This window comes from Halalkalibacter krulwichiae (assembly GCF_002109385.1).
GTDB classification, from domain to species: domain Bacteria; phylum Bacillota; class Bacilli; order Bacillales; family Bacillaceae_D; genus Halalkalibacter; species Halalkalibacter krulwichiae.
Map to the genome: position 1 here is coordinate 3,924,402 of NZ_CP020814.1, position 13,979 is coordinate 3,938,380.

Sequence of the window (13,979 nt, forward strand, 5' to 3'; positions counted from 1 at the left end):
ACAGAGAGTTTTCTAAACAATTTGTATATATAAAATTATAGAACAACAGCATTTGTTCGTCTATCAGTTTAAAGTTATTTTCCATCCTTATTTCCGAGGAAATTCGAGGACTTTCGTGAGCATTCGCTCTATCCGACAGACAAAAAAAGCCTTATCAACCGAAAATGGCTGAGAAGGCCTTTGTTCCTTTTTTCTTACACTGTCGATTCTTTTGCTTCTTCTTTCCCGCCTTCACTACGTTCGACAAACACCGCACATGCAGCATCTCCAGTAATGTTTAATGCAGTACGAAGCATATCTAGAATACGGTCAACCGCTAAAACAAGCGCGATCCCTTCAACTGGTACGTTAACAGATTGCAAGACCATCGCAAGCATGATCATTCCAACTCCTGGAACCCCAGCTGTCCCGATACTAGCAAGTGTCGCAATTAATACGACCGTGACCAAGTCACCAAATGTTAACGGAACGGCGAAAACTTGAGCGATGAACACGGTAGCAACAGCTTGCATAATCGCAGTACCATCCATGTTAATCGTTGCACCAAGCGGCTGAACAAAACCAGAGATTGGTTTTGAAACCCCTAATCTTTCTTGCGCCGTTTTCATCGAAATCGGTAACGTCGCATTACTACTCGATGTACTAAAAGCAACGGTCATCGCAGGGAAGAAATTTTTAAAGAATTGAATTGGATTCATCTTCCCTAAGAAATATACAACCCCTGAATAGACGATTGTCGCATGTAGCACAAGCGCTAAAATGACACAGAACATATAGATTCCCATTGAAGACAATGCATCAAACCCTTGCTTTCCAAGCGCTGATGCAATTAGAGCGAACGCCCCGTATGGTGCAAGTTTCATCGCAACTGTTACAAGGTACATCATAATGTCATTTCCTTGCTCAAAGATGCGGTATATCCCTTTTGTCTTTTCTCCAAGGTGCGCAAGAGCAAATCCAATCATCACAGCAAAGAAAATGATTTGCAGCATTTCTCCTGTTGCTAGTGCACTAATTGGATTTGTAGGTATGATGTTTAATAATGTCTCAATGACCGGTGGTGGCTCTTGTGCTTCATAGTGAGCATCCCCGTCTGCCATTAATCCCTCTTGTCCTGGCTGGATTAATAATGCAATGGCAAAGGCAAGACTAATCGCGATAGCGGTCGTGATCATGTAGAACCCAACTGTTTTCGATCCGATTCGTCCTAATTTTTTAGTGTCTCCCATTCCTGCTGCCCCGAGGACAATTGAAAAGAAAACGAGCGGAACAACTAACATCGTAATTAACTTTAAGAAAATTTGCCCAAGTGGCGTTAAGAAGTAGGCATCAACTGGTTCGAATAAATTTGGTGCTAAAGCATTGAAACCTAGTCCAACGACTACCCCTAATACAAGAGCAATAATAATTTTTTTCGTTAAACTCACCGTGCTCTCTCTCCCTTCTAACTTTATGTTTTGATGGATTCGCTTTCGTTTCGCGACAACCTAACTATTATAATATAATTTCATTTTTTTCGTTCAGAGTCAAACAAAAATCTTCATCCTTTGTTTTATATATGCAAAAAAGACAAATTCCAAACATTTTTTTTCGTAAACAGGCAAGGAGTTCTATGAAAATAGTCGCTGAGCACTGTCGATATTGCACAATTTTTGTTTTATTTTAATAGTCTCTAGATCAATTTCATTTAATCCGACAAGCTTCCCACCTTCCAATATTCTTCAATGCTTATTCGCTAAAATTCTATAAAAATAGAAAGAATTTGCCTACACACTTCGTCTTACTTCCCAATGCTAGCTTGTTATAGTAGCTATAGAAATTACTAGATTACGTTTCATAGATTCGTAAAAACGAGAATGATAGAAAAAGGAGATTGTCCTATGAAAAATTTCTTTTACTACGCAACGATTGTCTTAAGCTTTGTCATCATCTTAGTCGGTCACTTCCACTATCAACAAAAATTAGAAGTACAAGCCGAGACGTTGCACATGTCTGAATCAATTATCGAGGTCGAAGTCCCAACTGAAAAAGCGAAAGCCAGGCCTGATGTCGACTGGGAGCTTGGGGGGATACTAGAAGAGCTAACTAAAGAACACGAAGATGAAAAAGAGCTCTCCATCACGGTGTTAGGCTCCTCTTCTCTTTCCAGCATTTCTTATTCAAACACTTGGCCAAAGCTACTCGTCCAAGACTTACGACCGGTACTCGATGACCATCAATTGAACTTAACCGTCATTGACGTCCATCAATCAACATCTGATTCAGTTGTGAACGGTTCATACATGGAAACTCTTCTAAAAAGTGAACCCGATCTTCTATTAATTGACCCGTTTTCGCACAACGATTTTGACAATCTATCGATGAAAGAATCGATCGAGAATTTGAACGAACTCATTGATAAATTAGAAAAGGAATTAGACGCACAAATTATTTTCCTCTCACCATCCCCTCTTCTAAGTGAAGAGAAATTTGCTGAACATGTGAAAAAGCTTAAGAAAGAATTAGAAGACCAAGATTACCTATATGCTGATCACTGGAAAGCTTGGCCAAAATCAGATGACGATGACATCAAAACATATGTAAAAGACGACATGCCAACTAAAAAAGGTCACGAATTGATCGCAGAATCGTTACGAGGCTATTTACTGAAATAGAATTTGATTAACATAGCCGTTGCGCCTATTTTGATGAGGTGCGGCGGCTATTCGTTTTCTTACAGGTAAAAAAACGGTGCCCATTCCCCGCACTGGGGACAGGCACCGCTTATGATTCCTATGGTTGATAATAGATCGGAGAACCAGGTCCTAAATCAATACCGAACAACATCCAAACGATTAACATCAATACCCAAATAATTGTAAAGGCAATCGAGTATGGAAGCATCGTTGAAATTAATGTTCCAATTCCAATTTTCTTATCATACTTTTGCGCAAAAGCGATCACGATGGCAAAGTATGGCATTAGAGGCGAGATTACGTTTGTTGTTGAGTCGGCAATCCGGTACGCCATTTGTGTTAATTCAGGCGAGTATCCGATTCCCATCATCATCGGTACGAACACTGGTGCCATAATCGCCCATTTGGCTGACGCACTTCCGATGAATAAGTTGATAAAACCAGCAACGACAATAAACGTAATAATTAATGGAATTCCTGTGAATCCTGTTGTTTCTAAAAACTCGGCCCCTTTAATCGCTAAAATACGGCCTAAGTTCGTTTCATTAAAGTAGGCAACAAATTGACCAGCAGCAAAGGCTAGAACAATGTAAGCTCCCATCGTTGCCATCGTATCAGATAGCTGATCGGCAACGTCCTTATCATTTTTAATTGACTTCGTAATCTTCCCATAAACAAAACCAGGGATAAAGAACATTAGTAAAATGACAGGAACAAGGGAAGAGAAAAATGGCGAATTTATAATCGCTCCATCTTCACCACGAAGCGGTCCCCACTCTGGCACAATTAATAGAGCTAAAGCAGCACATGTAGCTAAAAAGGCAATTAATGCGCCCCATAACCCTTTTTTCTCAACAGATGACAAATAATCAACTTGATCCGTTATCGCTCCTTTATAAGTTCCAAGGCGCGGTTCTACAATTTTCTCTGTTACAAATGTCCCGACAAGCGTTAAGACAAAAACAGAGACAATCATGAAATAGTAGTTCATCGCATAGTTCATTGATTCCGCGTAAGCTGGATTTAACGTTGCTGCAGCTTCTTGCGTTAATGAACCGAGTAGCGGGTCAAGCGATGTTAACAATAAGTTCGCACTATAACCAGCTGATACCCCTGCAAACGCCGCAGCTAGACCTGCGAGCGGGTGACGCCCAAGCCCGGCAAATAGCACAGCCCCAAGCGGTGTTAGCACAACATAGCCTGCATCAGCAGCCATACTTGACATAATTCCACCAAAGACAAGCGCGGCAGTCATTAACTGTTTTGGAACAGATGTCACAAGTCCACGAAGAGCAGCACTAATTAAACCTGAGCGCTCAGCAATCCCAATCCCAAGCATTGTCACAAGGACCGTTCCGAGCGGAGCAAACCCTGTGAAGTTTGCTACAGCATTCATGAACATGTATTCAATACCTTCTGCCGATAGTAAGTTTTTAACGGTCAGAACTTCCCCTTCATTAACCGGATCATTCACCTGTAACCCAAATGCCGAGAATACAGCTGACAATACGACAACGGTTATCGCAAAATAAAAGAACAGCGTGACAGGGTGCGGAAGCTTATTCCCTACCACTTCAATTGTATCTAAAGAGCGAAGTACGAACCCTTTCTCTTTTGAATTTTTCATATTCGAACCCCTTCCATCTCCTAAACATTCTGATAATTCAACAGAAATACTTTCGTAGTATAAGAAAAATCACTAGAAAAGTAAAGTTTAATTACATTATACAGAATATATAGTTTTCTCAGAAAAACAAACCCTTCGCCTCCCTAATTTTTATTACTATTTTATATGAATAAGGTGACTCGAAAATTACTTTAAATATTCTGCCAATAGCCTTCTCATATCTGTTATGATAGCTGTGGTCACTGTGACAATGCTTCGAGGGCACTGAAAAAGGTGAAAATTGACGTTTTTCAGTGCCCTCTCCTAGCGTGTCCTATTTACTTAAAAACCATGATTTGGAGGGATTAATGTGAACAAAAAAGCCTTTTTCTTAGCCTTTATAACAATTCTTATTTGGGGCTCAACGTTTGCGGCGATTCGTGCCAGTTTACATGGCGGTTATTCTGCCGGTCATTTAGTGCTTGTTCGATATTTAATTGCATCGGTCTTCTTTCTTATCATTGCTCTTTGGCCAGGTGTGACATTTCGTTTACCGAAAAAAGAGGATCTGTTAAAAATTTTCGTGCTCGGCTTAATTGGAATAAGTGTGTATCACATTGGTGTCACGTTCGGAGAATTAACAATTTCGGCTGGAACGGCCGGAATGTTGATTGGCTCTGCACCGATATTCACGTCGATTATTGCCGTCATTGTTTTAAAGGAACGCTTAGGAATCGGTGGGTGGATTGGACTTGCCGTAGGGTTTATCGGTATTTTTGTTATTACACTCGGTACTGGTGGTTCTTCTTTTCAGTTGGCTGAAGGTGTCTTTTACGTCTTAGCAGCTGCGATTGCCACTTCGGTTTTTTTCGTTTTTCAGAAACCACTGCTTACACGTTACTCAGCAATTGAAATTATGGCTTATTTCACCTGGATTGGAACATTGCCTTTTCTCATGTTCGCTCCAGGACTTTTTGAAACATTACAAACGGCCACACTTGAAGCACATTTATCAGCGATTTACACAGGTCTATTCCCTGCTGGCATTGCCTACATTACATGGACCATTGCGCTTTCAATGAGCAATGCAAGCTCTGTTGGCAGCATGATGTACCTTGAACCAGCTGTAGCGATTCTCGTTGCTTGGGTATGGCTACAGGAGTTACCAAGCACCCTTTCCATTATCGGTGGCGTCATTGCCCTTTCTGGTGTTTTGCTTGTCAGCTTACTTAGTCGAAACAAATCGACCGTTGAAATGCAAAAAGCCTCTTAAACGAACTCAAAACAAGCTCGCGTCATTTATACGCGAGCTTGTTTTTTTGTTCATATCTTTTAATTCCGGTGGCACACTACTCGTAAAATATGTATTTTAAGAAAGGAAGGTTATCACATGCTGAAAAAGGTTTTTATTATCGGTCTTTCTGCTTTTATGCTTGCTGCTTGTGGAGAGGAAGCCCCTGTTGAAGAAGAAACAGCCCCTGCTGAAACGGTTGAGGAAGAAGACGCTCCAGAAACAGAAACAACTGAACCAGAGGAGGCATCAGCTGATGGAGAGTTTCGCAAAGAATTTGATGAGGAAGTAGCAAATACCGATAACTTTCGTGCGACGTTAATGAGTGTCGAAAAAGTCGTCGATGAAGATTGGGATGAGGAAAAAATCTTGGTCACATTTGAAGTCGAAAACAAAATGGATGAAACAATTGAAGTGCAAGCTCGCGAAGTCTCAGCAGATGGAAGAATGGTAGACGAAGCGCTCCTATTTATGAGTCAGGAAGTATCAGGAGGCAAACTTGCTGACGCTGTCTTAACCATTCAAAACTATGATGGCGACTTGCCAAATATCGAAGACCATATCGAAATGACTCTCCACGTATTTTCTTGGGATGATTATGACTTCTCAGAGGACCATGATGTAAGGATTGAGTTAGGCGAATAAGGATACATGTGCCTGTTCTATCACACTGAGGGAACAGGCACATCCTTTTATAAAATGAAATTGGAAAACAAATACAAAATCACAATGCTAACCATGATCGTAATGTTTGAAATCGTTGCAATCAAGCGGATCGAGTTCGTACTATAGTTAAACTCAACAGCAAATGCAAGCGGCGATGCTGCAACCGGAAGCAAGAGACCAATCATGATCGTATACCGAAACATTTCATCATATGGTAAGAGAAAGTATAAGCTCACCCCTACTAACAATCCTAGACTATAACGGAAGGTGAGAAATTTCAAAACTGGTCGAATAAATTGTTTTTCAAAACGAAAATTCAAATAGATTCCTAACAACAACAAAGATAACGGGACATTCGCAGCAGAGATAATTTCCGCCATGTTAATGAATGACTCTGGCAATAAAATATTGCTGTAATTAAGAGTCATAGCAATGATATACGTCATCAAAGGAATCGAGGTTAGAAGCTTTTTCACAATCCCAATCGGCTTCAAACTGAGCCCTGCTTCTGAAAAATAACTCCCTAAAATGTATGCCACACCAAATACGATGAACGAAGCACCAACATCATACATTCCAAAATACGTTATCCCATACATCCCCCAAATCGCAAAAATAAGCGGGAAAGCAAACAACCCGACATTCCATCCGGACGAAAGCATTAAGAATGATCCTTTCAGTTCCCTTTCTTCATTTTTAAAGACGAGAAGACCAAGTGCTGCTGTTGCGACTCCGTATAAGAGCACAATCATCGGCAATACGATAAGCGACGGTTCCAATTGAACGGTATTGAACGTTACGATTACTAGAGCTGGCAGCGTTACTTTGAAGATCAACTTCGCAATGACAGCACCATCTTTTTCTTGCAGAATATTAAAACGTTTTAGTAAATATCCAAGTGCGATAATCAAAATAATGTTTAAAAATTCACCATTCATTCTCTTTTTAACTCCTTTGAATCGGGTGTTTACGTTCCTTGCACGATTCCCGTTTTACTAAATTCGGGGAAAGCTCAATCTTGCGGACGCCCTCTTTCGTTCTTCCTTCAAGTCGTTCTATTAAAAGCCGCACGGCCATCTCCCCTAAATCTCTCATTCGTGCGTCAATCGTTGTTAATGGAACCGCTGCGAACTTCGAAAAATAAATATTATCAAATCCAATGACAGATAAATCGCAAGGTACGTTCAAGCCTACATCTCTTGCAGCCTCCAGCACCCCAAGAGCCATCACATCCGTACTTGCAAAAATCGCCGTCGGGGCATTTGGTCGAATGAGCACCTTTTTCGCAGCAGTGAGGCCTTCCTCAACAGTTTGACCGCTCCGAACAACAAGAAAATCTTGATGAAGTCCATTCTCCTGCAGCACATCGTTGAAGCCTCGTATTCGCTCTTGGAACTGATAGATTTCACGCGGCCCTGTGATCATCGCCATTTTCTTATGTCCAAGACTTACTAAATGCTCTGCTGCGATTCGCCCACCTTGATAGCCATCAATGACGACATAATCAAAAGCACTATTTGGAATGTGACGGTGCAGCAAAACAATGTGCTGAAAGGTTTGCTTAAACTTATCTAGCTCGACCCCTTCTTTTCTGACATTCGCTAAAATGATGCCATCTAAATGCTCGTATTTATTCACTAACACTTCCGGCAGCTCACGCTCATGACGCTCCTCATCATTCGTACTAAACAACACAACGCTGAATTGATACTTCGCCGCCTCAGCCTCCACCGCCTTGATCAACTCCATGTTCAACATGCTTTCATAATTAGAAACAACAAGACCTATCAGCTTCGTTGACTTTTTAACTAACCCCCTCGCTACACTATTGGGCTGAAACTGAAGAGTCTTAATTGCCTCCTCAATTTTCTTCTTTGTCTTCTGTGAAACATACGGAGTGTTATTTATAAATTTAGAAACCGTTGCCTTTGATACCCCCGCTAGATCGGCAACATCTTGAATCGTCGCTTTTTTTCTCACTTTTCTCCTCCTCTGCTTTAAATAGGAAACCGGTTTACTATTTACGCAAACTTATAAAAAAATGGTGCTTTTATTTATTTGCTTTCTATTATACTAGAGAAAAAGAATTAGTTTAAGCTATAAACTAATTCTTATTAAAAAACCCTTCTATATTTAGTTAACTTTTCGTCTTAAAGGTCTTTCCTCTTCCCCTCTTTCTGGCTTGGTTAATAGTAGTTCTTGCTTCAATCCCTTATATGTCGAGTAACACATAATTAACATTAAAATGGCCAGAGGCAAAGAGGTAGCAACTAAAGCTGATTGTAGGCCCGCTAAACCACCTGTCATAATAAGGACAATTGAAATTCCAGCGACCACCATTCCCCAAATGATTTTCGTTACATGTGATGGGTGTGGATTACCATTCTCACTAATCATTCCTAGTACAAACACAGCTGAATTGGCCGAGGTAATAAAAAAGATAAGCACTAGTACCATTGCTAAAATACTTAAAAATGAAGTCATTGGGAAGTATTCAAAGAACCTAAATAGCGCAGATGTCACATCAGTTGATACAGCAGTTGCTAAAGCTGTTTCTCCCATATTTTGAATAAAATGAATCGCCGATCCTCCCATAACAGCAAACCAAAAGAAAGAACCTATAACAGGAATAAAGACGGCTCCCAACATGAATTCTTTGATGGTTCTACCTTTTGATATTCTGGCAACAAAGCTTCCGACAAGCGGTGCCCAAGCAATCCACCATCCAAAATAAAACAATGTCCAGCTAGCGATCCAAGAACCATCATTATAGGGCTCTGTCCTAAAAGAGAGACTAATAAAATTCTGGACATAATCTCCTACTCCTTGAAAAAAGATTTTGAAAACGGCTTGTGTCGGTCCAAATAAAAGAACGAATGCTAACAGAGCAAAAGCCAGTCCCATATTTAAATTGGAAAGGTGCTTCATCGCTCCTTGTAGCCCTGAAACCGTTGAAGCAATATATATACAGGTCACTATCCCAATAATAATTACTTGAGTATTAATCGTTATTGGCAAGCCCCAAAGCACATTTATTCCGCTGTTAACTTGTAAAGTACCAAATCCAAGCGAGGTTGCAATTCCTATAACAATTGAAAGAATTACTATGACATCAATTGCCTTTCCAAATGGTCCTCTAATTTTATCCCCTACTAATGGATAAAAAACAGAGCTCAATGAGGCAGGTAACTTTTTTCTAAATTGGAAGAAGGCTAATGAAACTCCTACCAGAGCATAACAAGCCCAAGCAGACACCCCCCAATGTAAGTAAACGAACTGCATTGCGAGTTTAGCAGATTCCTCAGAAGACGGTGTACCAAATGGAGGATCAATATAGTAGGAAACTGGCTCTGCCACGCCCCAAAACACAAGACTAATCCCAATTGATGCACTAAACAACATGCTAATCCAAGTAGCCGTCTTGAATTCAGGACGATCAGAATCATCACCTAAGCGAATATGACCAAACTTAGAAAGTCCAATGAACATACAGAACGCAAAGAATATAAAAACACTTACTAAAATAAACCAACCTAAATTGTCATAAATGAAATGAAGCGATGAATCAGAAAAACTCTGCAACTTGTTTGGCATGAATACCCCTAGACTTATTAAACCTAGACTAATAGCTAACGAGGTATAGAAGACCGTTTTCTTACTATTCATCTAAACACTCCTTATCAAGTACTTATAATTATTTGATAACCACATAATTACGTAAACGCTTCCATTATTGTCGAAACATAGTCCTCAATCTCAGTTAAGGACTATGTTTCTCTGATAACGCATGTATAGTAATGCCGATTTCAGCTGTAACGGTTACTCTATGATCGTAGTATACCAGATTTAGAGGAGATCGCCGATACTAGTATTTCCACTACCCGATCTCCTACTTCATTCGTAGAAGCAAAGCCATTCATATCCGGGGTCAAGACTTGACCTTCTAATAAAAGCTGCTCAAGTGCATCTAGAACAAGATCTCCATATTCCTTATATCCAATAAACTCAAGCATCTGGCTAGCTGACCAAATGGCAGCTAAGGGGTTGGCTATTCCTTTCCCTGCAATATCTGGGGCTGATCCATGTATCGGCTCGAACATAGAAGGAAAGTCTTTTTCTGGATTAATATTCGCTCCAGCAGCAAGTCCTATTCCTCCGGCTATAGCAGCACCCAAATCAGTTAGTATGTCTCCAAATAAGTTTGATGTGACAACAACTTCAAATCTCTTTAATCATGAGCATCGCCGCGGCATCAACGAGATAGGATGCTGTTTCCACCTCAGGATATTCCTGACTTACCTCTTCAAATACTTCATCCCAAAAAACCATTGAATAATTCAGGGCATTTGCTTTAGAAATACTCGTAAGTGACTTTCCTTCTTTTCTCGCTATTTCAAATGCATAACGAATAATTCGTTCAGTTCCTTTGCGAGAAAACACACTATTTTGGAGAACGACTTCATGCTCCTTGCCTTTAAAAAGCCATTCCCCAGCTCCAGAATATTCCCCTTCACTATTCTCGCGAATAAATAGCATATCTATCTCTTCTCTTTCCACATCTAATAGAGATAACGGGGCTCCTTTTAATAGCTTTACTGGTCGAATATTAACATATTGATCAAAGCTTTTGCGGATCTTTAATAATAGATCCCACAAGGAAATATGATCGGGAACGCCGGGAAAACCGACCGCTCCCAAAAAGATTGCATCATATTCCTTTAGTTTCTCAATCCCATCCTCATCCATCATCATTCCGTGTTGACTATAGTACTCACACCCCCATGGAAAACAAGTAAAATCAAATTGAAAATGGGAGTCCAGTTCAGCAACTTTCTTTAATACTTTAACCCCTTCATTTATCACTTCAGGCCCGATTCCATCCCCTGCGATTACAGCAATGTTATACTTTTCCAATACACTCACCCGTTCTCACTTTGATTCCAAACAACTAACTTCAATTCTGTCATTTCTTCGATGGCATAACCTATTCCTTCACGCCCTGTTCCACTTTCTTTTACACCGCCATATGGCATTTGATCCACTCGATACGTAGGGACATCGTTAATTATGACTCCACCGACATGCAATGCTTGTGATGCATACAAGGCGGTTCTTACATCATTTGTATAGATTCCTGCTTGCAATCCAAAACGAGAATCATTGACTTGCTCAATCGCTTCCTTCACAGAACGAACTTTATTAACAATGACAACTGGAGCGAATGCTTCTTGGCAGGATACCTTTAACGAAGAATCTGCACCTGCAATGATCGTTGGTTCAAGAATACCTTCTTTTAGGTTTCCGCCCGCTGTAATTGTTGCTGTGCTACTTTTCGTTTCTTCAATCCAATCAAGTACACGTTCTGCTTCTTTTCGTGAAATCAAAGCTGAAATATATGTTTCTGGATCAAGCGGATCACCAATTTTAAGCTTCTTCGCTGCCTCAGTAAACTTTTCAACAAATTCCTCATACACGTCTTCATGAGCATAAACACGCTGTAAAGAAATACAAACTTGACCTTGGTTAGAAAAGGCACCCATGATGCAGCGATCAACAATTTCATCAATGTTAATGTTTTTATCGATAATAAGTGCAGAATTAGAACCAAGCTCTAAAGTGGTCTTTTTTAAGCCTGCTTTATTTCGAATACCTATTCCGACGCTCGGGCTACCTGTAAATGTAACCATGCTCACACGATCGTCCTCGACAATCGCATCACCAACCACTCCTCCTGGGCCAGTAACGACATTTAGTACTCCTGCTGGAAGTCCAGCTTCTTCAAACAGCTCTGCAATAAATAAAGCAGATAAAGGAGTTTGAGAGGCTGGTTTTAGTACAACGGTATTACCAGCTGCAATCGCAGGCCCAACTTTATGTGCAACAAGATTCATAGGGAAATTAAAAGGTGTAATCGCCCCAATTACTCCTATAGGCTCTCTTAATGTATATCCAATTCTTCCTACACCGCCAACTGCAGCATCAAAAGGAATCGTCTCACCATGTATTCTTTTTGCTTCTTCAGCTGAGAATTTGTACGTTTCAATTGTTCTTTCTACTTCTCCTCTAGCAAACACGATTGGTTTAGCTGATTCACGAGAGATTATTTCTGCGGCTTCCTCTGCTTTTTCTTTTAAAAGAATGGCTACTTTTTCAAGAATTTCAGCTCGCTTATAGGCAGGCATTTTTGCCATGATATCTCGTGCATTGTAAGCAGCGGTAATGGCTTCTTCTGTTAGTTGATTGTCTGCCATTGCGATCTGCGCAATTTCCTCTCCGGAAAACGGGGAAAATAGAGATTCGTACTTTTCTGCTTCTACTTTATTTCCATTGATTAATAAGAACGTCTTTGTCGAATTTTGGTTATGAACTAATTTACTCATTAAGGGCCTCCAATACCATTTCGTGAAATTGTACAATCGCTTTTTCAGATGAAGAATAATTGCCTTTATTAAAGGCACGTGAACGGAAACCAATTTGCTCTAACTCTACAAGCTCTACATCTTCTTGACGGACCTGTTCAGCAAATGTAACCAAATCTTTTTCTTCCTGAGTCAAGTTCTCATCTCGGAAGTAATAAGTGTACACAGCCAAAGTTGTTTCATGATCAATCGGTAACATCTGAATGGTAGCCATATTCCCTGGTCCAGGGTAAATCGTCACCATCAGATTTGGCCATAACCAGAAAAAGGAGCCACCTTGCATTTCAGCTTTATTTAAATCAACTGTTCCATAGTTTTTATCTGGTATAACGACAGAACCTTGTAGAGAATAGTTCTCGCAAGTAATAATTTGGTAGTCATTCATATCAAGCGCAGAAACAAAACTTGGATGAGCGACATGACAATGATCACATTCTAAATAATTGTCGATAAACGCTTTCCAATTGGCCTTAATGACTCTTGTCTTTTGATTGGTTCTCTTCAATTCATTTAGGAATGGGAACTTTCCTAAACGGTCGAAGAAATCACCATATGATTCATTTAGGGGCTTCGCTTCATCATCCAAATTGACAAAGATAAGCGATTCCAAAATTTCCATTCGAACGGAACGTAAGCACGCATCTTGTACACAAGCTTCATCTTCGCCTTTGAAGTTCGGGGCTTTATTTAATTTTCCATCGAGTTTGAATGTCCAACCATGGTATGAGCATTGAAGAATTTTCTTCTTACCTGATTCACTTTTTTCCAGCTTTGTTGCACGGTGCGGACATACATTATAAAAAGCTCTAATGACTTCATCGTTGCCTCGAGTCACAATAATGGGCTCTTTCGCCACCTCTGTCGTGAAAAAATCTCCTACTTTTTCTAACTGACTAACATGACCTACTAACTGCCAACTCTTTGAGAAAATTAAATCCATTTCTTTCTCAAGCACGGCCGGATCGGTGTACTTGTCATACGTCAATGTTCTTTCATATATGCGATTTGTTGCATTTTCTACTTTGTTATAAGCCATAATTCATTCCCCCAAAATCTATTTTTAGTCATTACTTTATTAACGTTTTTTCTGGTGTGCATATAAAAGGGTTAGACGAAATCTTAATTGAGTCTGTTGGGCAACCTTCTCCAGCATCTTCAAGATCTTCTTCTAAATCCTCAGGTACTTCTGTTAATCCTTTATTTTCATCGAGGATTGCAAACGCAATCCCTTCGTCGTTATAATCGAATAGTTCTGGTGCGGTTGCTCCACACGCACCACATGCGATACATGTCTCTTGATCCACTATTGTATAAGCAGCCAA

At 40.1% G+C, this 13,979-nt stretch carries 11 protein-coding genes and 1 pseudogene; 3 read left to right on the top strand and 9 right to left on the bottom strand.

All coding sequences use genetic code 11. The annotated features are described in order from the left end of the window. Positions 1-194 precede the first annotated feature (194 nt). Positions 195-1,427: a dicarboxylate/amino acid:cation symporter gene (locus BkAM31D_RS19835; RefSeq protein WP_066158293.1), complete on the bottom strand. Its 1,233-nt coding sequence runs from the start codon at positions 1,425-1,427 to the stop codon at positions 195-197. Between the two features lie 453 nt (positions 1,428-1,880). Here BkAM31D_RS19835 and BkAM31D_RS19840 point away from each other — a divergent pair, with 453 nt between their 5' ends. Beyond that, complete coding sequence (locus tag BkAM31D_RS19840; protein ID WP_066158295.1) at positions 1,881-2,654, top strand: SGNH/GDSL hydrolase family protein; 774 nt, start codon at positions 1,881-1,883, stop codon at positions 2,652-2,654. A gap of 118 nt (positions 2,655-2,772) precedes the next feature. On the opposite strand, the gene BkAM31D_RS19845 is transcribed toward BkAM31D_RS19840, so the two are convergent. Further along, on the bottom strand, positions 2,773-4,302 hold the full coding sequence (locus BkAM31D_RS19845) for an AbgT family transporter (RefSeq protein ID WP_066158297.1): 1,530 nt from the start codon (positions 4,300-4,302) through the stop codon (positions 2,773-2,775). A 349-nt stretch (positions 4,303-4,651) separates the two neighbouring features. Between BkAM31D_RS19845 and BkAM31D_RS19850 the strand changes: the two genes are divergently transcribed. Both BkAM31D_RS19850 and BkAM31D_RS19855 read left to right on the top strand, forming a co-directional pair. Further along, the gene (locus BkAM31D_RS19850) at positions 4,652-5,554 is read left to right on the top strand and encodes a DMT family transporter (RefSeq protein WP_066158299.1); all 903 of its coding nucleotides are present in this window, start codon (positions 4,652-4,654) and stop codon (positions 5,552-5,554) included. A gap of 117 nt (positions 5,555-5,671) precedes the next feature. Beyond that, a complete protein-coding gene (locus BkAM31D_RS19855; protein WP_066158301.1) occupies positions 5,672-6,217 on the top strand; it encodes a hypothetical protein in 546 nt (181 codons plus the stop codon). 47 nt (positions 6,218-6,264) lie between these two features. Here BkAM31D_RS19855 and BkAM31D_RS19860 read toward each other — a convergent pair whose 3' ends face one another. The 7 genes and pseudogenes from BkAM31D_RS19860 to BkAM31D_RS19890 all read right to left on the bottom strand — a co-directional run bounded on the left by BkAM31D_RS19860 (position 6,265) and on the right by BkAM31D_RS19890 (position 13,979). Further along, positions 6,265-7,176, bottom strand: coding sequence for an AEC family transporter (locus BkAM31D_RS19860; RefSeq protein ID WP_066158303.1), 912 nt, complete (start codon positions 7,174-7,176; stop codon positions 6,265-6,267). A gap of 7 nt (positions 7,177-7,183) precedes the next feature. After that, complete coding sequence (locus BkAM31D_RS19865; protein WP_066158305.1) at positions 7,184-8,218, bottom strand: LacI family DNA-binding transcriptional regulator; 1,035 nt, start codon at positions 8,216-8,218, stop codon at positions 7,184-7,186. 153 nt (positions 8,219-8,371) lie between these two features. Continuing rightward, on the bottom strand, positions 8,372-9,904 hold the full coding sequence (locus BkAM31D_RS19870) for a BCCT family transporter (RefSeq protein WP_066158307.1): 1,533 nt from the start codon (positions 9,902-9,904) through the stop codon (positions 8,372-8,374). A gap of 158 nt (positions 9,905-10,062) precedes the next feature. Further along, positions 10,063-11,152, bottom strand: a pseudogene (locus BkAM31D_RS19875) (tartrate dehydrogenase). A 5-nt stretch (positions 11,153-11,157) separates the two neighbouring features. Then, complete coding sequence (locus BkAM31D_RS19880) at positions 11,158-12,618, bottom strand: aldehyde dehydrogenase family protein (protein ID WP_066158309.1); 1,461 nt, start codon at positions 12,616-12,618, stop codon at positions 11,158-11,160. Further along, positions 12,611-13,693, bottom strand: coding sequence for an aromatic ring-hydroxylating oxygenase subunit alpha (locus tag BkAM31D_RS19885; RefSeq protein WP_066158311.1), 1,083 nt, complete (start codon positions 13,691-13,693; stop codon positions 12,611-12,613). The genes BkAM31D_RS19880 and BkAM31D_RS19885 overlap by 8 nt, the downstream gene beginning before the upstream one ends. A gap of 31 nt (positions 13,694-13,724) precedes the next feature. Continuing rightward, the gene (locus BkAM31D_RS19890; protein WP_066158313.1) at positions 13,725-13,979 is read right to left on the bottom strand and encodes a ferredoxin; all 255 of its coding nucleotides are present in this window, start codon (positions 13,977-13,979) and stop codon (positions 13,725-13,727) included.